The sequence below is a fragment of the Paenibacillus contaminans genome (assembly GCF_003285015.1).
GTDB lineage: Bacteria > Bacillota > Bacilli > Paenibacillales > NBRC-103111 > Paenibacillus_V > Paenibacillus_V contaminans.
Genome location: NZ_QMFB01000005.1, coordinates 206,681 through 228,868, shown reverse-complemented (window position 1 = coordinate 228,868; position 22,188 = coordinate 206,681). Strand labels below are relative to the sequence as shown.

The following is a 22,188-nucleotide window of genomic DNA, read 5'->3' as shown; positions in this document are numbered from 1 at the left end:
CGCCAAAGTCGTTGTCGAACCTATTTTGACCTGATCGGCAGCGTGGATCATACACGGATGCGTCTCCCCTATAGGAATTACAAGATATGCAAGCGCTTACTATCGTGAGAAATCCGTTTGGCTATTCCGCCGACGATTTCCATATAAGCTCAACCAATTCCATTAAGGAGGCATTTATTCTATGACCCATCCATCCGGTAATTCCAGCCATGAAGAAACATTGCCGCGCAATGACCAACCGCAAGCCGCCAGCAATGAGAAAATGAGCAGGAGAGCGCTGCTCGCCACGCTCGGAACAGCGGGTGTGGCGGTTGCGGCCAATAGCCTGTTTTCAAGCTCGGTCGCCAAAGCGGTTGGCGGCGAATCAACCGTCACCGAATCGGTTTACGGCGGCGAAGGCGGCGAAGGCTGCGAAACGACCATCGATGCCGATTGCGTCAACTTCCACTATACCGATGATCAGCCGGTGCGGACAGTCGGGGACCGCTTGCGCGAGACCGTCAGCGTGAAAGACTTCGGCGCGACAGGCGACGGGGTTACGGACGATTCGGCAGCCATCGCGGCGGCGCTGGATTACTGCAATTCGCTGAAAAATGCGGCAGTCAACCCCGTTTACCAATCGCCTGGAGCCAAGTTGATTATCCCGCCAGGTACCTACAACGTCAATCAACCGTTCACCGTGTTTTGTCATCTGGAAGCACGCGGAGCGGTGTTCCTGTATCCGGATAACTTCGCCGGGACTGCAATCACAATCGGCGGTACGGATAGCAGCAATGTTCTGATCGACGCTATAATTACGCTACCGGATTTAAAAAAGCCGTTAAATCCTGTGCTGACGGCAGGAAGCAAAGGGATACGTATCGCGAATGTGTGGAGCTGCGATCTTTATGCAGGCCGCATCTATTATTTTGAAACCGGGCAGCATTACGATTCCATCGGGAGAGGGAATGTCTTCAACCGCATTTATGGGGGTTATATCTTAAATAGCAAAATCGCCTATTTGATTCAACCAACCGGTCCTATAAACGATTCGTTCTGCAACGAACTGGATTTCATCGGCGGTTCCGTACAGCAAGTAGGAACCGTGTATGGGGTCAGGACTTCCGGGTGGCGGCATGTTGTCCTTAGCGGCACAGGCGTCTCCACCATTACGAATGTAAGATTCAGGGGCACCGATTTTGAAGGGTACACGAGCGAATATCATGTATACGCCAACGGCGCTCAATACTGTTTATTCGATCATTGCCGCTGGGAAGCCGGACTCGTACCGGATCAAGCCCCAGGCAATTATGGCAACTGGTTTGGCGTTGTCGCAACTCCAAGTCCTTCCAACTCATTCTCTCAACCTACCTACAGGACATTTAACAATGGGGATAAAGTTGTGCTCGCATCTGCAACTGCGCCGGCCGGGTTGACCAATGGAGAAGCTTATTATGTGATCAATTCCACATCCGGTTCGTTCCAGCTCTCCACTTCGCCTAGCGACACGAGTCCGCAAGCCTTTACTACTGCCGGCAGTGTCGTTCGATTCACGCTTCCTGTAAGGTTTTTCTTCGACGGCCCTCCAGGATACTATCAGGCAAGCAATAATGAAATCATTGGGGGGACCTACTCCTATCCGAACGCCCAGGAAATCATGTATAACGGCGTTCTGGCCTCCTGCAATCAACTGCGCACTGTCGGTCAACGATTTGCGATCGATCAAGCGAAAACCAATGATTTCGGTACACTGGCTGTTTCGAATACGGCGGGAGCGGCTTTAAATGCGCTGACCATCTACTCTCAAGATCCGTACTCAGACCCAATTAAATGGAGAATGGGCATTTCAGCGGGCGGTAAGCTCAGATGGAACGGCACAACCGCCGGTCAATTTGGCACCGATCAGCAAAATTTTGGACCCGCGGACCCTGGATCGCTTCAGCAAAGTATATCGTTTAATTCGACAAGCTTGATACAAAATACGAACACAAATAGCGGCTCTTCCACGAGCTCGCAATTCAGAGCAAAGGCCGGTGCAAATGCCAGCAACTTGGGAAGTGCTTCCTTTGGTTATTTTCCGGCAGCCAATACGACCATAGGCGCGTTTGCTTCTGGGAAGGTGGTCATTCAGGGGACAGGAACGGGGACGGAATTGCCGAAGGGTGTCGTTTGTTATGCGCCTGCACCCGGAGCACAGTTTGGGCTTTATATGGGAGGCGGTACTGCCAATCTGACTGTTGATAAAACGAATGGCGTATTCGTCGCCAATGTCGCTGCCGAACCTTCGACGAATCCGGTCGGCGGCGTGTATATATACGCACATGGAGGCGCTCTTAAGGTGCGCGGTTCCGACGGGACAGTGACAACCATTGCCCAGGCATAGAATCGACGATTTTCCTTGTACACTAGAGAAGGAAGTGATACGATTTCAGCAATCGAGTTACAGAAAATGGTTGCTCTGGACGGTAGTCAACTATATTGCGAGATGGAGTGAATGGCTTGAAAGCATACGAGCTTGTGCTGCCCCCACGGATTCCTGCGGAAACAGGCAGCGAGATCAATATCTACTTCGATAACCTGATAACGGGCAATGCCGATCGTTACGATTTTGCAGCCGTATCCGAGATTGGAAGACATTTGAATGAACGTTGGACAGCCGTACCGGATAAGCCGGGAGATTACAAGCTGCGAATAGAGGTTTACGACGATCACGGCGATCGTTTGAGTGCGGCGGACACGGTAATTCACGTCCGTGACAAGCAGCAATCCGGACATGCCAAGCGGATTTTGTTTATCGGCGACAGCATTACCGGAGCGGGCCGCTATACGCAGGAGCTGCTGCAGCTGTTTGCTCGGGATGACATGCCGTATTCGCTAGCCGGTTCGCGGGGCTCCTATCCGAATGTACACGAAGGGCGTGGCGGATGGACGGTCAGCAAGTTTTTTATCGATCAGGAAAGTCCTTTCGTGACGGACGGGGCTTTTTCATTCAAGCATTATATCAATACCCATAACATCGATCGTGTCACGGACGTAGGCGTTTTCCTGGGCATTAATGATATCTTTCATCCTACGGCCGATCATGAGGCCGAGAGTATCATCGATCGGCATTTTGCCATGCTTGAAGCCATGTTTGAGGATATTCGCCGTTTCGATTCCGGTATTCATATCCATTTGATTATGCCGATTCCTCCATCGCGGTTTCAGGATAGCTTTGGGTACAATTACGGGGCGGGGCAAACAAGGAAGAGATTTAAGCGCAATTTGCTTTTGTGGAATGCGGCCATCCTTAAACGATTCTCTCAACGTGCCGGAGAAGGGATAACGCTCATCCCTGCGTATGTAAATCTGGATACGGTTCACAATATGGAAACTGCCGAGGAAGCGGTCAATTCCCGAAACTCCAGCACCGTAATCAGGCAGAGCAACGGTGTGCATCCGGCAGAAGCGGGTTATTTACAGATTGCGGATATTATCTATTACGGATTGAAAAATCAAGCGGAGCGTATATAAGACGGATCATCATCCTCCTTCCGCAATAAACTAGTAGCCCATTAAAAGCCGGCCGGGATGGCCGGCTTTTGCAATGCGCCTATGTTTATGTCGCGAAAGCAAAAAATGTACGATATGTTCATAAAATCATATATTTGTTTATGTTCACCGTCTTGCCTATTCATTAAAATGGCGGTAGGACCCGAATTGGAGGTGAGCGAAAGGCAGGGAAGGAACGTTTGGCGTCACTCGATAATTAGGGGAGCAAGACTGCAATCGGAAAGGAGGATGTGCGATCTCACCGATATGGAAAATAAGAAAACCGCTCAAAAAGATTACAAATCAAAGCGAACGCAAGCAGCGGCCGGACCCGGAAATGGTCAACTTTGTTTGTGTCGGCTGCCGCGAGAATGAGAGAATCCCGCTGAGCGTAGTGAGAGACTTCGACGACATGGATGCCGGCGATCGGGAGGTGCCGCTGCAGTTTGTATGCGAGGCTTGCGGCAGCGGAATGTATCCGGAATATTACAAGGGAATACACGGCTATGAGTTTCGGATCGAAGACAGGCTGGGAGCACGGACGTAGAAAAAATAGGTAGAGACAGGATGTGTTTTCACATATATAAAATTCTTTCGATAATATGAAAAGTAGATTGACTCCGAATATCCCGTGATTTATGATTTGCTTAACACATTGCGATGTGGAATCAGTAGGATGAATCTGCTTGTAAGGGAGGCTATCAATGAAAAAGAAAAAGCGAGTCGCAGCGATCATTACGGAGTATTGGGACATCAGCCATGCCGACGTCGTGATTACGAAAATGCTCGAAGGGTTCAGCGTTGACGGCGTACGATATACTTCGACTCTCGAAATCGCTTCGATGTATGTGGACCAATTTCCGGAAACCGACATCAGCAGAAAGCTCTCTGAGAAGCATGGCTTTCCGATCTACGGATCGATAGAAGAAGCGCTGAAATGCGGCGGCGACACTTTCGATTTGGATGGAATTCTTATTATCGGCGAACACGGGGAATATCCGGAAAATGAGCTTCGGCAAATCCTGTACCCGCGCCGCAGATTGTTCGAGGGTTGTTTGAATGTGATGCTGGAAGCCGGAAGGGTCGTGCCGGTGTACTCCGACAAAGGCTACGCGGTTGTCAGGGAGGACATCGAGTGGATGTACCGGAAAATCAAGGAGCATCAAATTCCGTTTATGTCCAGCTCGGTCGTTCCTTTCGCCCCGCAATACCCGGCATCGGCTCCGCCTCCTAAGGGTGCGCCGTTGTACAAAATGTTCGGTTTTTCCTATGATGGCGTCAACGAATCACCGGAACGGTATACGTACCATACGCTTGAGATGATGCAGTCGATTGCCGAAAATCGGGCATACGGAGAATCCGGCATTAAATCGGTCCAAACGTTCGAAGGCGAGGCTGCGATCGAAAAGCTGTTAAGTCCCGAATGGAATGCGTTGTACCGGAAATTGGGCGGTTTTATCAATTTGACGGATTTGGATAAGTTTCCTTATAGCATGACGAATCCGATGTTTTTCGAAGTCAATTACGTAGACGGATTATTATCCGGCATTTTGTTTGCCGACAATGAGGTATGGGATTTCGCTTCCGCTTTCCAGATGGACGAGGAGTCGGAGCCGTTCTGTACCGAGTTCTTTCTGCAAGATAAAAAGCCTTATTTTCATTTCGGCAGGCTCGTTTTGGAAATCGAGAAGTTTATTCACACCTCCCGTCCGCCGTACCCGGTCGAACGTTCCCTCTTAACGACAGGAGCAACGGATGCGATCATGAGGTCGCTCTATCACAAGAAAGAAATTGAAACCCCTTACCTGCAAGTCCGTTATTGATGAAATCTAAAGCTTGTATAAGATAAACTTCGGGGTGATCGTAGATGAGACAGTTGGAAAATAAGGTGATTTTGGTTACAGGCGCTTTCGGTCAAGCGGGGCAGTCGGCGGTAAGTTTGTTTTTGGAAAAAGGCGCGTACGTCGCGGCTACCGACCGTTGGGAGTCGGAGAAGTTCCCAAACTTGACGGGGCTGAAGGAGCAATACGGCGAAGACAGGCTGATTTATGTGCAGGCGGATATTTTCGAGGAAAGCGAAGTGCAGCGCGTTATTGCGGAGACGGATAAGCATTTCGGCAGACTTGACGGCACTTACCATACGGTGTACGGCTCCGTAGAGAAACCGGCGCTTGAGCTCACTTTGGAGGAATGGGATTTTACGCTTAAAGGGACGTTGACAAGCACCTTCCTCGTGAACAAGTATGCATTGCCGGTCATGATTCGCTCCGGCGGCGGCTCGATCGTGAACGTATCTTCGGTCCTAGCGTTTCGTCCGCAAGCAAGCAGTTTGGCCTATGGAACCGCGAAGGCGGGCATCAACCATTTTACACGCATTATAGCGGCGTCGTATGCCAAGCAGGGCATTCGCGCGAATTCGATCGTTCCGGGAGATTTCAAATCGGAAGAAGGCTGGAACTCATTGCCGGAGTCAGTAAAACAGGATATTCGCGACAGCACGTTGCTCGGCCGCAGCGGGACACCCGTCGAGATCAATGAAATGGCGGCTTTCCTGTTGTCGGATGCGTCCTCCTACATTACGGCATCCCTGTTTACGGTAGACGGCGGATATAAAATTTAAGTCCGGTGCAATCCAGCGATCCTATGCAAGCACGGCGATTTTACCGGGTTTTCTTGACATGCCGATACGTTGACACGATAGGAAGAGTCAATTAAATTATTTGTAATAACGTTTTTACAAAAGAGGTAGCTTCCATGACGGTTAGACTGAAAGATATCGCCAGCTATTTGAACATTTCGGTATCCACGGTGTCGAGAGTAATCAATAACAGGGATCGTGTGGACGAGGACACCCGAAGAAGGGTGCTGGAAGCGCTGGATAAATTCCAATACCGGCCCAACGAGGTGGCAAGAAGCCTCAAGAGCAAGTCGACGAAGGCGATCGGACTCATTGTGCCCGGTATTTCAAATTATTTTTTCTCCATGGTTATTAAAGGAGTCGAAGCGGTGGCCAGGCAGCAAGGATACTGCTTGATGCTTTGCAATAGCGACGAGGACAAGGAACGCGAAGGCGACTACACCGATTTTTTGCTGCAGAGGCAAATTTCCGGGCTGGTCATCGGGATTGTAGGACGCGAGGCGGGTTTTCTTGAGCGTTATAAACATGCCGGTATTCCTGTCGTGTTTATCGATAATTTGCCCGACGTCGAAGACAATGTCGATTATGTCGTCATAGACAACGTTAAAGCCAGCCGGGAGCTGACGAATCACCTTATTCGCGTAGGACACAGCAAGCTGGGTATTATTACCGGGCCGCTTGACGAAAGCGTCTCGGACGAACGGCTTAAAGGCTGGCAGAAAGCGTTAGCCGAAAACAACATCCCTGTGAATAAGAAATGGATCGGAACAGGGGAGTTCAAGCAGGAAAGCGGCTATCGGATCATGCAGGGGATGCTGAAGCAGGAGGAGCTTCCGACCGCGATTTTGGCGGCGAATAATTTACTCGCTTACGGAGCCATGCACGCCATTATGGAGGCCGGTCTGAAAATTCCGGAGGACATCGCCGTCGTTTGCTTTGACGCCATTGATTTCATAGGGCTAATCAAGCCGCAGATTACTTCGGTTATTCAGCCCGCGGAGCAAATAGGCACCATTGCCGGAGAAATCATTATGCGTAAAATTCAAAATACGAAAACGAAAGTCGTGGAGAAAATTACGCTGGAGCCGGTGTTGGAAATCAAGGAATCGTGCGGCATCCGGCTTGTGAAATCGGGAGGCGCGGGAAGCTGAACGCTTTCCGCTAACGCTACCGTTTTACAGTCGGTTTAGGGTGCAGCGGTTGAAAGGGTTTATTTTTTTGATTCGTGCGGTAACGTTATTACAAAAAAATATGCATAGTAAGTCGGGTGCTCACATAATCGGGCATAAATTGCAGTTTGAAGCGATATGTATGAAGTGATACTGCTTCATATGGCGGAAAAACAGTTAAGTTAAGGGATATATGGTCTGGTTTTAAATTGTTATTTGTAAGAACGTTATTACAGAACATAACAAGATGAGGTGCTGCGACGATGAGCGAAAAGGCAAAAGCGGATTTGATCCTGACAAACGGATATATTTTAACGGTTGACCCGAGCAGACGGATGATCGAGAACGGCGCGATCGCCATCGTGGACGGACGAATCGCCGCGATCGGCAAAAACGCGGAAGTGCTGCGCGATTACGAGGGCGAGCAATACGATTGCAACGGCGGCGTTGTGCATCCGGGGCTGATCGATGCGCATGAGCACGCGGTTTGGCATTTGGTTAGATGCTGGGTCGCCGATACGTTCAGCGTGCGCGAGGTTTGGGAGGACTACGAGGATCCGCTTGTCCGCAACATTTCGAGCTACGACGAGCATCTCGGGATGCTGCTTGCCACGATGGAGATGGCATTAAACGGCACGACCTTTTTCGGAGATACGGGAAGCTCGAGGCATCTTGAAGGAATGTTCACAGGGGGGAATATCGTAGGCGTCAAGGGCTTTACCGGCGCCGGTATCGGCGATAATTATATCCCCGAGCTGGCGATCATGCAGTATTCCACCAACAAGTGCCTGGACATTCTGGAGCAGCAGTTAAAGGATTATCCGCGCACGCGCAAAAGACCGGTAGGCGCCCATATCGGCTTGGCGGGGATGGAGCATTGCTCCGGCGATTTGATCGTAGGCTCCAAAGAGCTGGCCAAAAAATACGGCGTCCAAATGCAAGTTCATCTGAGCGTGTACGAGGATGAAGTCAAATATTTTGTGAAAGAGTACGGGATGACGCCGATCAAATATTATGACAGCCTTGGCGTCCTTGATGAAGGCACGACGCTTGTCCACGCCATTCAAACGCAGGAAGACGAGCTGCCGATTCTCGCCCGGAAGAGACCGTACATTATCCACTGTCCGGGTGCGTCCGCAAAATACGGTTTGGGCGCCTTATCGGGATATTTCCCAGAGATGATGGATATGGGGGTCGACATTGCGCTCGGCACCGATGCCGGAAACTGGAGCGACGGACTCGATATGTTCATGCAAATGTACTTGGCTGCTGTCGGTCACCGCGAAACGAAAAAAGAAGCGCCGATTTTTACGCGCGAAGACGTTTTCGTCATGGGAACGATCAACGGCGCCAAAGCGCTCGGCGTGGAGTCGGAATGCGGCAGCCTGGAAGTCGGCAAAGCGGCGGACATCGTCGTTCATACGACGTTAAGACCCGAGGCGCTGCCGGCGTATGACCGCTTGAACAGCCTCGTTTATGCGACGCAAGGGAAAACCGTCAACAGCGTGCTGGTGGACGGCGAATTCATTGTCAAGGACGGCAAATGCACGAGAGTCAGCCTCGAGGAAATGGCTCCGGTATTCAACGAGCATGCGATGAACCTTGCGGAAAGAATGAAGTTCAAGCTGCAGAGAACGTGGCCGCTCGTTTAGGGCACATGCGCAGCTCCCAGCGCGCAGTGATAGGCTGCGAAATGGCTCATCATCTTCCATTACGTGATATAGTAATTGGAAAATATACATCTATTTTAAAGTAATTTCGATTTTTGAGCCCAATAGATGGAAAAAATGCAGGTAATTTTATTCGTTTCGTCTATTATTGGAGAAATCAACAAAAATAACTGCAGTTTTTCCATGTAAATACCGATTTTTCGGGTTTTAAGTGAGATTAACTGCAGTTATTCCAGCTAGACTTGCGGCGGCATGAACGATGGCTGTGCGGAAAGCACTTTGTTCATTTTCATCCCCTGCTTAAAGAGTTGATTGGCAAAGCAAATACGCTTCCATCCCCGCTTTGCGGCGGTTTTGGAAGCGTATTTGTTGACATTTCCGAACTGGCGCGGTCGCGGTCTCTCGTTTAGCCGCGGCGCTTTTTGCCGGACTTACAACATAGCCATTGCGGTATGCAGGAGCGACGACGCCCATTCTTTGCCCTTATTCATCCCGATCTAGCCTCTCGGGACAGCAAGTTAAAGTGCTTGAATTAGAACCTTATCCGGTCACCCCTGCTGCCCGAACTTCTCGCGGTACTGGCCCGGCGTCATGCCTTCGTGCTTCTTGAAGATCCGGATCAAATAAGACGGCTGATAGCGAAGTGTTTCGGCGATATCGCTTATTTTCTGATCCGTCGTGAGCAGCAGCTCCTTGCACCGGTTCAGCCGCAGCCGCGTGACGTAATCGATGAAGTTGGTTCCCGTTATTTGCTTGAACGTTTTGCTGAGCTTGTATGGGGTCATATGCAGCTCATCCGCATACGCTTCGAGCGAGATATCGGTCAGGAACTCTTCCTGCAGCCGGGTCAGCAGGGCGTCGATCATGTGCTTCAAATCGGGATCGTACGCCAGCGACAGCGTTTGGATATAAGGGCTGACGAGAGTTGTCCGGAACCAGGCGAGCATTTTTTGCGGTTCGCGGATTTGCAGCAGCTCCTCATAAAGGTGAGTGCCTTCATACAGCGTGTACGGATTCGTATCGCTGCGCATAATCGCATTCAGAATGCTGCCAAGGAGCAGAAGCATGCTCTGGTGGACGATCAACTCCGTTCTGGAGTTTTGCTGCAGCTGACGCAAAAATTCGCCGATCAGGCGCATCGCTTCATCTTCCTGCCCCAAGCGAATCGCACCCGTAATTTCGCGTTCCAGCTCAAAAGGGTACTGGGCCGCCTTGCTCTCCTCGCTCTTGATGTCGTTCATGCTCAGCACTTCGTTCGTGCGCTCGATATCGCGGAACAGCAGCGCTTTGCGGGTTTGCTCCAGCATGTCGGGCGTCTGTACGATCGAATCTGCGATGGGGCTAACTACTATAGTGGCTTCCATACCAAGGATGTCATTGATCGCCTTGATGATTTGCCCGGAGAGCGTATGAAGCTCTTGAAGCAAACGCTCCTCCGATTCATCCCCGTCCAGCGCGACAAGCATAGAAGCGGACAAATCGTGAAAGTCGATGACATGGTTGTGCGGAAACGGGCTCGAAGCAAGCTCCTGCACGATTTTGGAGGCGGCGAACGATACGAGTTGTTCGTCGTTCTCCGAAAATTTTCCGTTTGCGCTAGACGTGCCTTGCAGCTGCATCATGGTGAAAGCGAACTTTTTGTCGAGAATGTCCCAGTCAAGCTGATTCATCTTCTCGATCATTTCCGACTCGGAATAATAATAGTGATGCCCTTGCAAAAACTGATTCAGAAAACCTTCCCGAAGACGGGGAAGCACTTCCTTCAGTCTTGCGGACAAGGTTTCGTTCTGCGATATATTGCGTTTCCACTGGCTTTCGAGAAAGGCGATTTCATCTATGCCGTCCGATCCTTTGTCGTTTTCGATCAACCTGACAAGCCGTCCGATCGGGTTATAGATGCGGCGCGATGCGAACCAGGCCAGCAATAACGCGGCAAGTAGCCCGATGCAGCTGATGACGATAATCGATTTGGACATCGAGTTGAACGGGGCGGTAATATTCGATAGCGGCGTAGCGGAAATGTATGTGAACGTCGAGACCAGGAATGCCATCTTGCCGTACGAAACGGAGTAGCTTTCGCCCTTCCATTTCAAAACGAACGTATTCGTATCCCGATTTTCTTTGACGATCCGTTCCTTTAGCGCTTCTTCGAAGCTGCTTTCCGAGCCGTCCTCATGCGGACGAGGCGAAGTGATATATTGCCCGTTGTTATCGATCAAAAAAGCGGCTCCGTCCTGCGATGTCAACTTTTCCACAAGCTCGTTCAATTTATTTTGATTGATGTAGATAATGAAGGCGCCATAGGAATCCTCACGGTAACCTCCGCCAGGCAGTTTGATGACGATAGCTTTTTGCGCTGATTCGGGCTGGTCTATGCGTTTAAGATTGTTCTCCCAGTAAATGCCTTGAATCGGATCGAGCAGGGACACGAAGAGCTTCCGGTCTTCCTCGTTCGTTATGCGCCTAACCCCCGCCGCATCGCCAATGAGGCTGTTCTGATCCTTGAGGTATAGAAAAACGCTGCTGATAAACGGGTTCGTATCGCGCATCAAGCTGAGCGATTTCAGAAGTTCTTTGGTTGTTTCGAATTGGCCTACGAAATCCAGCGTTTTGATGGATTCGTCAAAGCCCGGATTGAAGGCAAGCTGGGTGGAGTAAAGCTCCAACTGGGAAAAATAGTCGTTCATCCGCTGAATCGATTGATTGAGCTGCACCTGATGCGACTTGTTCAACTCGTTCACGATACGTCCGCCGCCGGCGTAGTACAGGCTGATCCCGATGAAGGTCACCGGCAGACAAGTAATGAGCAGAACAAGAATCAGGCTTTTACGATAAAATGATCCCTTTATGAAATCGAACTTTTTGGTGATCACAAGGACGTCACTTCCTTACCTTTTAGACGAACCTATAGTATTTCTATAATTGTCTGCTAAAATCCTTTTGGTCATTATGAACATTATAAAAATTATTGATCGAGCCGGTGACCGGCGAAAAAAGATCCTAAGATCGCAGGATGCGGCAGCAGGCAAAAAAGAGCTGTTCCCGTCATATTTCGGGGAACAGCTCTTAGTATATTAAAGTCTATTCCGTCTGAATCTGGCGACGAACAAGCAGGAGAGGAGAAGCACGACAAGCGCAATAGCCGTCGCGATCGCTTCTGTCTCGCTTCCTTGCGCCGTCGCGGCTTGCCCTTGGCCGCCGAAGCCGCCTTGGCCGAAGCCGCCCGGCATACCGCCGGGTCCGCCCATGCCGCCGCCCGGAGGCATGCCGCCTTGGCCGCCGCCGAAGTCGCCGAAGCCGCCTTGGGGCGGTTGAGGCATCTGCCCGGCCTGGCCGCCCTGCGGGGCGTTGCCCTGGGGCATCTGCCCGGCCTGGCCGCCCTGCGCGGCGTTGCCCTGGGGCATCTGCCCGGCTTGGCCGTCCTGCGGGGCGTTGCCCTGGGGCATCTGCCCGGCCTGGCCGCCCAGCGCGGCGTTGCCCTGGGGCATCTGCCCGGCCTGGCCGTCCTGCGGGGCGTTGCCCTGGGGCATCTGCCCGGCCTGGCCGCCCTGCGCGGCGTTGCCCTGGGGCATCTGCCCGGCTTGGCCGTCCTGCGGGGCGTTGCCTTGGGGCATCTGCCCGGCCTGGCCGCCTTGCGCGGCGTTGCCTTGAGGCATCTGCCCGGCCTGGCCGTCCTGCGGGGCGTTGCCTTGGGGCATCTGCCCGGCTTGGCCGCCCTGCGGGGCGTTGCCTTGGGGCATCTGCCCGGCCTGGCCGCCCTGCACGGCGTTGTCCTGAGGCATCTGCCCGGCATTGTTGCCGCGTCCGCCCCGGCCGCCGCCCATGCCGCCGAAGCCGCCCATACCGCCGCCGCTGCCGTTTCCGTTATTCGTGGAGGCGGCTTCCCCGCTAAGCTGCTTGGCAAGGGTGGCCGTATAGCTCGAATTAAACGCCGTCAGCGACGTTATGCCGCTTTGATACTGCTCGTACGTGTAGAAAGGTCTAGGATCCTGCTTTACATACACGGATATCATATCGGCTATTTCTTGAGCTCGGGCCGTGAAGGTTTCGGGCGCCAAATAGCCGGCCAAAGCCTCTTGGATCATCTTATGGTACATGTCCTTATACTCGTCGACCGCAAGCAGCTTGGCGATCAACGGCCGGTCGGCCAAAGCGCCCTGCGTCGGCTCGTCGATGTAAACTTGCGAGCCCCCGAAGCCGCCGAACGCCATATTGTAATCCCACGGCAGAATCGAGAATATGCCGTTATTATCGTACAAATAATAATTTTGCTTGTTGGAGCCGAGGTAGCTGTCCATGTTCGAGGTCATGGCGTTCAGCGCGACATATTTGAGAGCTTCCTCGACATCGAGCACCTTTTCGTAATCCGTTCCGTTATTCAGTTCGTCCAGCATCTTGATCAGCACGTCCTGATTGGAAGACTCGGATTTCTGAACAAGTCCGGAGTAGGAGGATATTTTATCGTCCACCCACTTCAAATCGCTGCCGATTCCGTTGAACTCCGCTTTATACAAGGCGCCGTTGGCATTGTCAAAGTGCCTCTCCAAATAAGCGTCGCCAATCTGCTCCACCGCCAAATAAAATCCCCATAACTCGCCGTTTACATACACATTCACATAAGAGAAGCCCGGCGTCGGCAATCCCATTTGCTCGGCAAGCTCATACGTCATAAACTCGCGCATGTACGTGGCATCGCTGTAGTTGTTGTTCAGATTGATTTTGCTGATGCCGTACAAGGTTTGACTGGACAAATACTCGTCGAAGGAAAGCTTGAAGCTGTACCTGTCCGACTCCGAGTTGACGACACTGCGCAGCGAAAGATTCCCTTTGGTGCGAATGCCGACATTGTCGAAATGCATCCCGTTATAGTCGATGGAAGCCGTCTTCATCTCTTCGGCGGCGGCATTATCCAGCATGCTTTGGAAATCGTTCTCGTTTATCGTAATGTTGACATCGATCACTTTATCTTTGGGGAAAACATTCTCTTCGATGTTTTTGACGTTGGCAGCTGCGGAAGTACTCGCTCTTCCGTCCGGGCTGCCGCCGCGATCGGGAAATAACGTGACTGCAAGGCCGATGATCAGCAAGGCGGCGCAGACGAGCGTTATAACGGGCAGTCTCTTTTTCCTTTTCATAAGACCACCACCTGTCACTGGGATACGTAATCGCCGCTGTAGCTGATCAGCACGGCGTTACGGACTCCGTCAAGCTCCGTAATTTGGTTGACGAAACGGGGCTCGTTTTGACTGAGACGCACTTCCACGGTCATTTCGATATTGTCGGAGGTGATCGTTTTTTGCTTCACGTTATAACGTTTGACAAGCGCGCCGAGCTTCTGCACGACCGCTTGCTCGCTCTGATCGGAATCGCAGTTGATGACAAGCAGGTACGGCGTTTCGAAGGAAGCGTTTTTGATAAAAATAAACAGCACCAAACCGACGATCACGGAGCCGATAACCGCAAGGGTGTAAAAGCCCGCACCGGTCACGATACCCGCCACGGCCGCCCAGAACAGAAAGATCAGATCGGTCGGATCCTTGATCGGCGTTCTGAAACGGACGATGCTTAACGCGCCGACCATACCAAGCGACAGGACGAGGTTCGAATTGATCGCGATAATGACGAGAGCGGTAATCAGGGTCATGCCGATCAGGGAAACGTTGAAGCTTTTGGAGTAAAGCACGCCGCTGAAAACCCGCTTATACAGCATATAAATGAACAACCCGATCAGGAATGCGATGGACATGGTGAGCAATATTTTGACGATGCTTATATCCGAGCTGAAGTTTTCAAGCACCGACTTTTTGATGACGTCTGTAAAATTGGTCGTATTTTGATCCATAATTATTGATCCTCCCAGGAGTTGAATTTGAGAAATTTTCTGCAGATGACGTACTTGGAGTTCGATTGTCTGATCAGGCCCTCGGTCTGGATCGCTGTTCGGATATATTCCGGAAGATACTCGTCGTACTTCACCTCAAAGACGATGAAATTGTTGTCGTAGGCGTGGATTGTGCTAAGGTCGCGGTTGAAAATATCAACGCTGTTCATGCCCGTCTTCAGGTTTTTATCGAATGTGATCCGGACGTTTCCGGCATAGGAAACATAAGCTTCGCGAATGTAGTCGACGATGACCTTCGGCCGCAGCATTCGCGTTTTCATCTCGCGGTATGCCTCATACAGCAAAGGCTTTTCAGGGACGTTCAACACTTCATAGTTCCCGGCAAGTACGGCGTCGGCCGTTTCTCTCGTCAGCCGCTCCTTCACCTTGGAGATGAAATCGTTCTTTTTGATTTTTTTCTCCAAATGGATGACCTTGTCCGAGAAATTGTAAATGCGCATGCGATATTTTTCACGCTCCAGCACGCCGCCCAGCTTTTCATGCAGCGCTTTGTTGTCGATGTCGTCGAAATACAGGCTGCGTATATGGTATTCGCCTGACGCGTCCGCATTCTTGTCCCTCTTAAGCAAGTGCTTCAGCTGCCGGCTGATAATCTGGTATTGATGATGGTTAATGTAATATTTCAATTCATGACGAAACTTCAATCTAGCGTTCGCATTCGCAATCAAAATGTAACACCTCTCTCTCCATGTTCGATCCGTTTAGGGATGCGCGGCTTTCGTCGCTGTTCAGTTCTTTGTAAGCGGCTTGCTTTACAATTACTTTACAATAGGCAAATGAACGTACCCTGAGCGGAGCCTGAGAGGAAACTGAAAGTTTGGATAACGGCGTCTTTTGCGTTTATTGTTCGATGCCCGCGCACTTCCTGCGAAAATGAAACCGGTACAGGAGATTCCATGCCATGTACGGACGATTTCGTTTTGACTTGCGTGCCGGTTCCCGATAAGCTTCTGTTAAGGAGCTATCCTGTTCTGCCGAAGGAGGAAGCCTGATGATCGGACAAAAAGGTATTTGGATTTTGGGAGGACTGCTTGTTTTGACGATTGCCGCATTTGCCGGAGTTGAGCTGCTTAAAGTAAAATCGCATTCGCCTGTCAAGCCGAAATCGCTCGTGACGACGTTCGTGGACGATCCCCGGACAAGCAGAGCTTTTACGTGGCATACCGATAGCACGGATACGGCGGCTGTCGTTCAAATCGTGCGCGGGACGGGCGGCGTTTCCTTCGAAGGCAAGGAAGTGCTGACCGTCAAGGGGACGACGACCGTCTTCGAAGCGGAGCGAGGCCGCAAATACGGCGTACATAAGGTGAATGTTACCGGTCTTGAGCCGGGGACGGTTTATTCGTATAGGGCGGGTGGCGGCGGGACCGAGGATTGGAGCGAGACGGCGAGTTTTGTAACGGAAGAGCAGGCCGTGACCGATTTCACGTTTATCAACGTAACGGATTCGCAAGGGGTGACGGAGAGCGATTTCGCATTATGGGGCAAAACGCTGGACAAGGCATTCGCCGTTTTTCCGGAAGCGAGGTTTATCGTACATAACGGAGATTTCATCGAAGAGCCGAAGGACGAGGCGGCGTGGGAGGCGTTTTTCGGCAAAGCGCAGCGCTGGCTGACGAAAGTTCCGCTCATGCCTGTGATGGGCAATCATGAGGAGGTCGACAAAAAGGCGGACCGTTTTGTTTCGCATTTTCAGGTGCCCGGCAACGGAGCCAAAAATGTCATTCCAGGCACGAACTATTCGTTCGACTACGGCTTGGCCCATTTCGTCGTTCTAAATACGGAATCGAAGCTGAAGGAGCAGGCGGAATGGCTGCGCAGCGATCTTGCAGGCACGGATAAGCCATGGAAAATCGTCGCTCTGCATCGCGGTCCGTACGGGGGCAACCAGGATGAATCCGTGCTTAAGCGGTTTGTGCCTTTATTTGACGAGTTTGGCGTTGATTTGGTGCTGCAGGGACATAACCACGAATACTCGCGATCGCATCCGCTCAAAGGCGGGCAAATCGTCGCGGAAGGGGAAGGGACCGTATACGTGGTGCCCAATTCGTCCGGCCCAAAGTTTAATAAGAAGAAGGAAGATTTGTTTTATCACAAGGTACATTTTCAGAACGGGAAGCAGGTGTTTGCCGGCATTCGCGTAAACGAGCGGACGCTGACCTATCAGGCGTTTGATGTAGACGGGAAGAAGCTGGACGAGTTTGAGTTGAAACGTTAGACATAGGTCTTCGAGAGGCAAGGCACAAAGTCAAAACCAATCCAAGGTTCCCCCTGTATAAGCTCTTGTAGGGGGTTTTTGCGTTCCAAGCTTTTCAGCAAGCCGCCATATGGGTTTTTAATTGCGTTACTGCAGTTATAGCACTTTTTTTGCCAATCATTAAAAAATTGATATATCCCGGAAATCAAAACTTTATCCTTTTGGTATACGATTATCCGCGGTAAGCTTGAGGCATCAGCTAGCTGACGGTTCCGGCCGGAACATGAATCGAAGCTAAGGGAGGCATATCGATGGCGGGAAAAAGAACTGTCGCTGTAATCACCGGTCTGCTAATGTTCGTGGCTGTAATAGGCTGTTCGACATCAGAAAAGTCAGGCAACGCTAGCACCCCGGGAAACCAGAACAAGGACCAAGGGGAGGCGGCGACTGACTCCAAAAAGAATGAGAAGGTATACATCTATGCTAACGCAGGAAATCTTTCGCTTGCCTCTACGCTTAGCAAGAAGGAAGATTTGGAGATAGTTCACAAGGAAATATTGGATCGGTCCGGATTCGATGTACAGACCAATATTCCGCCAAAAGGTCAAGAAGCGGAAAAATTAAACCTGTTGCTTGCTTCTAATGAGCCGATTGATATTTTCGTTGGAAGTATAGGCGGATTCAGAGACAACGGCGCAATCCAACCTCTTAATGATTTATTGGACAAATATGGATCATACATCAGGAAGTTATGGCCAAAAGAATGGGCAAGCGCTTGGGATGCGGTTACGGATAAGGAAGGGAAAATATGGGCGATTCCGCAGGTGCCCCAATTAGCTGAGAAAACGATATTTCTTAGGTCGGATTGGCTAGCGAAGTTGAATTTAACTATGCCCAAGACGATTGAGGAGTATGAGACGGTATTGAAGGCGTTTAAAGAGATGGACCCAACGGGGGCGGGTCAGACGATCCCGATTATCACCAATATGACAGGCCTGAATTTGGCTTTATCAGCGGGCTTCATGGATGTAGGTTATGGTCCTTGGCTTGATAAGGACGGAAAAGTTAAACCGCCGGAAATTAATCCGGGATATAAAGACTTCATTGCCAAAATGGCTGAGTGGTACAAAAAGGGATATATCTTTAAGGAAACCTTCACATTAAATACGGAGCGAACACGCGAATTAATAAAGCAGAACAGGGTAGCCTCCGCCATTATTCATTATTCAGTCGTGACGAACATCCAATCCGACCTTCAAAAGAAAACGCCGGAGGCATTATATGAAGTTGCCGGAGAACTCAAAGGTCCTAAAGGCAATATTACAACGATGTCCGGATTGTCGCCGTATGGCTGGATGCTGAATAAAAAATCGAAAAACCCGGAAGCGGCGATCAAGTTCATTGATTGGATTAATTCCGACATCGAGAACTATTTATTGATCATGTATGGAATAAAGGATAAGCACTGGAAATATATCGATGAGACCAAGCACGTCTTTGAACGCATGAATCAGGATTATGCAGGAGAATACCTAACGGCCAGCACATTTGCTTACACCGTACAATTTGCACCGTCCGACCCTGCGAGCAAACCGGAATATGACTTTCTGGGCAAATACAGCGGCGACACGAGCAGGGTGAAAAACCCGGCCACGGCAGATGTGGACTATCTGTACGACCAGCAGGAGATTTCCGACAAGCTGCCTCATATCGAGGATATTAATCGCATGATTGAGGAGGAAGTTGTCAAGTTTATTATGGGGGCGAGACCCATGAGCGACTATGACAAATTTGTTCAGGAGCTGTATTCTGCAGGATTGGACAAATGGATCGAAGTCATGACGGAGCAGTACAACAAAGTAAAAGCGGCGAAGCGATGAGAAGATCCATTCCATCTCTGATCAATCAATATAAATTGTATTATTTGCTAATTGCGCCCGGCGTTATCTATTATCTTATATTTCACTATATTCCGCTGTATGGCGTTGTCATTGCATTTAAAGATGTATCGCCATTTGATGGGGTTAAGGGGATTTTAACAAGTGAATGGGTAGGGCTGAAGCACTTTCGAAATTTCACCAATTCCTATTACTTCTGGGATGTTATGAGGAACACATTGTTGATTAGTATATATCGGCTGATCTTCGGCTTCCCTGCTCCGATCCTATTGGCGATTTTACTGAATGAGGCAAAGAACATCCTGTTTCAAAGAGTTGTGCAAACGATTTCATATCTTCCGCATTTTATTTCGATGGTAATAGTCGCCGGTTTGCTGACGACATTCCTAACGACAGACGGCGGCATTCTTAATACCCTCTTGCAGCAGATGGGCCTGAAGCAAATTTTCTTCCTGGGCGATGCGAATTATTTCCGTTCGGTGCTTGTTATTTCGGGTATCTGGAAGGAGGTAGGCTGGGGGACGATCATCTATCTTGCAGCTATCGCAGGAATCGATTCGCATTTGTATGAGGCGGCGAAGCTTGACGGCGCAGGTCGACTGAGACAAATCTGGCATGTAACGCTGCCGGGGATCGCATTCATTATCACGCTGCTCCTTCTTCTTTCTATCGGGGGGCTGCTGGATGCGGGTTTTGAACAAATCTTTCTGCTGTATTCCCCATCCGTATATAAGGTAGCGGATATTATCGATACCTATGTTTATCGTAAGGGGCTGGTTGATTTGCAGTATTCCTATGCTGCTGCCGTCAATCTTTTCAAATCCTTAATCGCGGTTGTCCTCTTGCTCGGCGCAAACTACTTGGCTAAGAAATACAAACAGGAAGGCATATGGTAGAGGTGAAGGAAGATGAACCAACAACGCCGTAATATGGGTGAGAGAACATTTCAGATTGTGAATTACAGCTTTTTGACCATGATTTCTTTCTCCTTTATTATCCCTTTTCTTGTTGTACTTGCCACTTCGTTTGTCAGTGAGAACGAGCTGATCGCCAGAGGGAATTTCATCCTCATACCGAGGGATTTGGACTTCACGGCCTATAACCTGCTGTTGAGCAAAGGCTCATTGATCTATAACGCTTACGGGATCACATTCCTGAGAGTACTGATCGGTACAACGCTCAATCTTGTGTTTACGGCCATGATGGCCTACGGGTTGGCACGAAGGGATTTACCGGGCAGGAACGGATTGATTACGTTCGTTTTTATCACAATGCTTATCGGGGGCGGACTCGTCCCCAATTATTTACTCATGAAAAGTATACATTTGCTGGACACCTTCTGGGTGATGATTATTCCCGGATTAATCAGTTCGTGGAATTTAATTGTTATGAGGAATTTCTTTATGCAAATCCCCATGGAGATTGAAGAATCGGCGATCATTGACGGAGCTTCGCCGCTGGGCGTCCTCGTGCGGATAGTTTTTCCGTTAAGCTTGCCCACGTTTGCTACCATCGGGCTTTTCTATGCAGTAGGTCACTGGAATGCTTGGTTTGATGCAGCGATCTATATTAATAATACCCAGATGCATCCGCTGCAGCTTATTCTGAGGCAAGTTGTGCTGTCTATGACCTCGGAAGAATTAAATACGACGATGACGGCAGGGATGATGGAAAGACCGACGGCGCAAAGCTTGAAAGCGGCAGCGATCATCGTTACAACCGTACCTATTTTGTTTGTCTATCCTTTTTTACAGAAGTATTTTGTGAAAGGTGTACTGACAGGTTCAATAAAGGGTTAGGGCGTGTCTGAAAACTCACTCGGGGTCATCTTTCACCGCCTTTCCGCCCCCTGCTTCGTTCCGTTTGCTCGACGTACCCCCGGTACGCCTTCCCAAACGCGCCTTGCATGGAACGAAAATTCGGCAAAATCTGTTCCCCTCGGAGTATTCAGACACGCCCTAGCAAATTTCTTGCGATATCATCAGAAAAATTCAAATGGAGGGTGCAATTAAATGGATAATTTGAGGGATGTAGTTTTAGAGCTTGGGCCATCCGAAGGGAATCCGCGCAATAGCGAGGGAGCTTTTATCGAGCTTAAAGACGGCAGGCTGCTGCTCGTGTATAGCCGTTTTCTTGGGGATTCTCCAGAGGATTATGCCTATGCGGTAATTGCTAAGCGTTATTCGGCTGACCGGGGAAACACCTGGACGGATGACGAAGTAATTGCTAAGCCGGAGGAATATGACGCCATTAATCTTATGAGCGTGAGTTTATTGCGGTTGGGAAATGGCGATATCGGTATGTTTTATGGCGTTCGTCAGGGCTGGCATGATTTGCGTTTCTTCCTAAGACGTTCAGCGGATGAAGGCGAGTCATGGAGCGAGGCTGTCTGTTGTATGCCGGGTCCGGGTTATTTCAATGTAAATAACGACAGAGTGATACGTTTGCAAGGAGGGAGGCTGGTTATTCCCGCCAGCTACTTTAGAATGCGCGGGGAAAGTACGGTGGATTTGAGTTCATGGGATTCACGGGCCATGCTGTTCTTTTACTTATCCGATGACGATGGGGTTACCTGGAGAGAATCCAATTCGTTCTATACATTGCCATACTCCAGGTCGGGATCGGGTTTGGACGAACCAGGCGTAATAGAGCTTGCAGACGGTACATTATGGGCATGGTGCAGGACGGATATGGGTTATCAGTATGAAACCTTTTCCATGGACCGGGGAGAGACATGGAGTGTGCCTGTGCCTTCTTTCTTTACTTCACCGAATTCCCCGCTCTCGATGAAGCGAATTCCGGAATCCAACTATCTGCTGGCTGTGTGGAATCCTATACCTGATTATCAGACACGCCTTTACGAACGGCACACGGCGGGGCGATTTCCGTTGATCGGAGCGATAAGCAAGGATGAAGGCAAAACTTGGGGACATTACTTCTCTGTTGAAACGGATGAAAGCAGCGGTTATTGTTATGTTGCCATCCACTTTGTCGACGATTCCGTCTTGCTGGCTTACTGTGCCGGCAATAGGCAAGACGGAAGCTGTCTCCGCAGGCTGAGAGTAAGCCGAATAAGACTATCGGATATTTTGCCGCAGCCTTAGACACGTATGAATGTAACAGGAGCTTATTGTGCGGGGCTCCTGTTTTTTTACTATATAGACAATCGGAATATCTCGGGGCATGCTGATGATAAGAAAGGTC

General features: G+C 50.2%; 16 protein-coding genes. 12 read left to right on the top strand and 4 right to left on the bottom strand.

The features are described from left to right. Window positions 1-181: 181 nt before the first annotated feature. The 7 genes from DQG23_RS42550 (at window position 182) to DQG23_RS11405 (ending at window position 8,969) form a co-directional block, all read left to right on the top strand. On the top strand, window positions 182-2,362 hold the full coding sequence (locus tag DQG23_RS42550; protein WP_192894580.1) for a glycosyl hydrolase family 28-related protein: 2,181 nt from the start codon (window positions 182-184) through the stop codon (window positions 2,360-2,362). A gap of 116 nt (window positions 2,363-2,478) precedes the next feature. After that, window positions 2,479-3,492 carry an SGNH/GDSL hydrolase family protein gene (locus tag DQG23_RS11430; RefSeq protein WP_113030970.1) on the top strand — a complete coding sequence of 338 codons (1,014 nt, stop codon included), beginning with the start codon at window positions 2,479-2,481 and terminating at the stop codon, window positions 3,490-3,492. 355 nt (window positions 3,493-3,847) lie between these two features. Beyond that, window positions 3,848-4,057, top strand: coding sequence for a hypothetical protein (locus DQG23_RS11425; protein WP_113030969.1), 210 nt, complete (start codon window positions 3,848-3,850; stop codon window positions 4,055-4,057). A 157-nt stretch (window positions 4,058-4,214) separates the two neighbouring features. Continuing rightward, a complete protein-coding gene (locus tag DQG23_RS11420; RefSeq protein WP_113030968.1) occupies window positions 4,215-5,333 on the top strand; it encodes a hypothetical protein in 1,119 nt (372 codons plus the stop codon). 44 nt (window positions 5,334-5,377) lie between these two features. Further along, window positions 5,378-6,130 (top strand): SDR family NAD(P)-dependent oxidoreductase, encoded by a 753-nt coding sequence (locus DQG23_RS11415; protein ID WP_113030967.1) that lies wholly within the window; start codon window positions 5,378-5,380, stop codon window positions 6,128-6,130. Between the two features lie 134 nt (window positions 6,131-6,264). Further along, complete coding sequence (locus DQG23_RS11410; protein ID WP_113030966.1) at window positions 6,265-7,299, top strand: LacI family DNA-binding transcriptional regulator; 1,035 nt, start codon at window positions 6,265-6,267, stop codon at window positions 7,297-7,299. Window positions 7,300-7,580: 281 nt separating this feature from the next. Continuing rightward, on the top strand, window positions 7,581-8,969 hold the full coding sequence (locus tag DQG23_RS11405) for an amidohydrolase family protein (RefSeq protein ID WP_113030965.1): 1,389 nt from the start codon (window positions 7,581-7,583) through the stop codon (window positions 8,967-8,969). Between the two features lie 566 nt (window positions 8,970-9,535). Here the strand turns inward: DQG23_RS11405 and DQG23_RS11400 are convergent. From DQG23_RS11400 to DQG23_RS11385, 4 genes are all read right to left on the bottom strand, one after another. Next, window positions 9,536-11,860 carry a helix-turn-helix domain-containing protein gene (locus DQG23_RS11400; protein WP_113030964.1) on the bottom strand — a complete coding sequence of 775 codons (2,325 nt, stop codon included), beginning with the start codon at window positions 11,858-11,860 and terminating at the stop codon, window positions 9,536-9,538. Between the two features lie 201 nt (window positions 11,861-12,061). Further along, complete coding sequence (locus DQG23_RS11395; protein ID WP_113030963.1) at window positions 12,062-14,122, bottom strand: CotH kinase family protein; 2,061 nt, start codon at window positions 14,120-14,122, stop codon at window positions 12,062-12,064. Between the two features lie 14 nt (window positions 14,123-14,136). Then, on the bottom strand, window positions 14,137-14,829 hold the full coding sequence (locus tag DQG23_RS11390) for a DUF4956 domain-containing protein (protein WP_113030962.1): 693 nt from the start codon (window positions 14,827-14,829) through the stop codon (window positions 14,137-14,139). A 2-nt stretch (window positions 14,830-14,831) separates the two neighbouring features. Continuing rightward, window positions 14,832-15,557 (bottom strand): polyphosphate polymerase domain-containing protein, encoded by a 726-nt coding sequence (locus DQG23_RS11385; RefSeq protein ID WP_238177846.1) that lies wholly within the window; start codon window positions 15,555-15,557, stop codon window positions 14,832-14,834. Between the two features lie 323 nt (window positions 15,558-15,880). Between DQG23_RS11385 and DQG23_RS11380 the strand changes: the two genes are divergently transcribed. From DQG23_RS11380 to DQG23_RS11355, 5 genes are all read left to right on the top strand, one after another. Next, a complete protein-coding gene (locus tag DQG23_RS11380) occupies window positions 15,881-17,107 on the top strand; it encodes a purple acid phosphatase family protein (protein WP_113030961.1) in 1,227 nt (408 codons plus the stop codon). 290 nt (window positions 17,108-17,397) lie between these two features. After that, complete coding sequence (locus DQG23_RS11370; RefSeq protein WP_113030959.1) at window positions 17,398-18,966, top strand: extracellular solute-binding protein; 1,569 nt, start codon at window positions 17,398-17,400, stop codon at window positions 18,964-18,966. Further along, window positions 18,963-19,880: an ABC transporter permease gene (locus DQG23_RS11365; RefSeq protein ID WP_238177845.1), complete on the top strand. Its 918-nt coding sequence runs from the start codon at window positions 18,963-18,965 to the stop codon at window positions 19,878-19,880. Before DQG23_RS11370 ends, DQG23_RS11365 begins: the two co-directional genes overlap by 4 nt. Window positions 19,881-19,892: 12 nt before the next feature. After that, on the top strand, window positions 19,893-20,783 hold the full coding sequence (locus DQG23_RS11360) for a carbohydrate ABC transporter permease (RefSeq protein WP_113030957.1): 891 nt from the start codon (window positions 19,893-19,895) through the stop codon (window positions 20,781-20,783). Between the two features lie 213 nt (window positions 20,784-20,996). Beyond that, entirely contained in the window at window positions 20,997-22,088 is a 1,092-nt protein-coding gene (locus tag DQG23_RS11355; RefSeq protein ID WP_113030956.1) for a sialidase family protein, read from the top strand. The last annotated feature ends 100 nt before the right edge of the window (window positions 22,089-22,188 follow it).